Source organism: Fulvivirga aurantia, assembly GCF_009711475.1.
Taxonomy (GTDB): Bacteria; Bacteroidota; Bacteroidia; order Cytophagales; family Cyclobacteriaceae; genus Fulvivirga; species Fulvivirga aurantia.
Map to the genome: position 1 here is coordinate 1 of NZ_SMMD01000417.1, position 2,531 is coordinate 2,531.

Below are 2,531 nucleotides of genomic sequence, written 5' to 3' on the forward strand. Positions count from 1 at the left end.
AATCAGGATTGTTGGTGAGTCTTATTTGCTCTGATCCATCGGGTTTCATGATGTAAACTTCGCCATGGTTGCCATGTCGTTGGCTTTCAAATACAATCCACTTACCATCTGGCGAAACATCTGGGTGTAGATTAATACCTTCTGTAAGTGCCGTTATCTTCCCTGATTCTACATTTATTCGATATATTTCGTAAGTTGTTTCATCCCTTATCTTGAGGTTGGCTATTACATTTTGGTTATCAAGCCAGCGTATGCCTGCATTCATATAACCTCTAGATGTCACTTGATAAATACTGTCTGTTTCTACATCGTAGATCCTCATTACTTGATTGTACCAATCTTCACCACTCATGAATAGTAATTTCTTATTGTCTGATGACCAAGAATAACCGACTGATAACGACTTGTGTGATGAGTTATTATTGTATGTAAGTTTACGCTCAATGTCGCTTTCCAGATCATACACGAATAATTCACGATCACTATAATCATTTGAGCGAATGAAAGCTATCAACTTACCATTGGGTGTTTTAACCTCCCATTTGGAAGAATCTCGCAGAGGCTTTTGCTCAAGTGGAGTTTCTATTTTGGTATAAATATTAATTTTAAATTTTTCAGAGTTATTTGATGAATCGGTGCGAGTAAAACCAATGGTTTTGTTGTCGATCTGGAAGGGGAAACTATTGTTTTCCGGAGAGCTGGTTATTTGCTCAACATCTGTTCCGTCTGGGTTCATTAAGTAAATTTCTGCCGAACCAGTTTTGTAGGAGACAAAGGCAATCTTCAGGTTATCAGAGATTGTGGGTTGTCCTAATGTAGTTAAACAGAAGAAAAGGCTATTTATAAGAAATAGTGTTAAGCATTTCATAGGCTCTAATGCAGACTCATTTTAAGATAGCATTTTACGTGGATTAAAAACCTAAGGTGCGTTACTGTCTATCAATTCATGCACTTTTTCGAGGTGCAGATCTCTCTCCTTGATTAGGTCTTCAATCTTATATTCTACAGTATAATCAGGGATTAGACCTCGGTTAGAGGTGGTTTGCTTTTCGCTGGGCGGAAATGTGATGTGATAACGTGGGATACCAATTCTCAGTTGACTGTTAGAGAGCGTTACGAATTGTTTCGAACCTGCAGCAAAGCCTTCATATCTGGTGCCTGTTTCTTCGCCTATTACAGTGGCTTGTGCAAATTCTCTAAGGTAACGCGTGAGCATACTACCGGCACTATAGGTTCTGCCGTTTACCAAAACGAAAATTTTCCCAGAGAATACATCTTTCGAAGCTTTAGGCATATCGTATATTTTTTCCTTGCCTTCCCATGATATTGTCTTTTTAAGGTACGGAGTGTCATTCTCTGATTTAAGAATAAACGGTACCATATCTTCGGCAAACTCGTTACGACCTCCGGTATTGTCTCTTAGGTCTAAGACCAGGGTTTTTATGTCGTTGGTTTTTAGTTGATTAAATATGTCTTTATAGAAGCTTTTTACCTTGATTTTATGCTTTTCCATCAGCTGTCTATCAAAAGAAGGTAAGACGAGATGTGCCACTGACCCCTTGTAAGTGAGTGTGTGGAAAGGAGATGCTGCATTTACCTTTTGACTGCGCTCAGGGTATTACTTTGCATAATTATCAAATTGAGTATCTCTTTCTAAAGCTTCAATCTTCACTAAATGCCTTTCGCCATTTGATTTTTCTACCTCCAACTCAAATTCTTCGGGTTGATCGATGTATAAATAGTACATCCACGAAAAGCCTAATTCGATATTCCTGTTTTTGTAAGTTAAAATTTCACCATCTGCAGGTATGTGTCTGTATAGGCTTTCTAGTATTTGGGATGATTCTGTTCTATTAATACTCAAAATTTTATCACCCTGCTCGAGTTGCTTCTCCATGCTATTGTCGATCCTTACGATAAGATCATTATCAATAATATTTATAGAAAGAGGCAGGTATCTGTAGGTGTTGTTTAAAAAACCTTCATGAACCTCATCACTCCATTTGCCAATTGCAAAATGCCCTTCATTACTTAAGACACAAATTTCGCTTACATTTTGAAAATGTTTGATAAGTGAAATTTCACCATTTACCTTTTCGATCACCGCCTCGGCCTTCGCCACAAAATCAGGATTATAGAGTAAAAGGGCAGGGTTGTAAGTTTCAATTGCCTCTTTGAGTTGTTGAAGGTCTTGCCTCGCCTTCTCCGGAGCAATGGATTGAGCACTGGATGAGAAGGAAATGGCTAGAACTAGTAATAAGGTGATTGTTTTCATAGTCAAATTGAGCTATAACCGAAGATAAGGTACTAATATTAAATATGATGCGAAATTTAAAACTGCCGAAATTGAATAGGAGAGGGCTTTAGATTATTCAGGATCAATCTCTACGATCACCTTGCCCTTATGTTTGCCATCACCAAAATATTGAATGAGCTCTGGAATTTTATTAAACTCGTAAGGGCCATCGATTATAGGTTTCACTTGCTCTTTTTCTACAAGCTGTGTAAGCTGGTCTAAGCCTTTGTTTGGC

Annotated in this window: 4 protein-coding genes; all 4 read right to left on the reverse strand. The window is 38.0% G+C overall.

The genetic code is table 11. From position 1 onward, the window contains the following. Window positions 1–868, reverse strand: an 868-nt coding sequence (locus tag E1176_RS02455; RefSeq protein WP_155208988.1) for a tolB family protein, incomplete at its 3' end; no start/stop codon positions are given. A gap of 51 nt (window positions 869–919) precedes the next feature. Next, a complete protein-coding gene (locus E1176_RS02460; protein ID WP_343030495.1) occupies window positions 920–1,552 on the reverse strand; it encodes a S41 family peptidase in 633 nt (210 codons plus the stop codon). 66 nt (window positions 1,553–1,618) lie between these two features. After that, the gene (locus E1176_RS02465) at window positions 1,619–2,275 is read right to left on the reverse strand and encodes a hypothetical protein (RefSeq protein WP_155208991.1); all 657 of its coding nucleotides are present in this window, start codon (window positions 2,273–2,275) and stop codon (window positions 1,619–1,621) included. A 93-nt stretch (window positions 2,276–2,368) separates the two neighbouring features. Continuing rightward, on the reverse strand, window positions 2,369–2,531 hold a 163-nt coding region (locus E1176_RS21470; RefSeq protein WP_155208992.1), incomplete at its 5' end, for a zinc-binding dehydrogenase.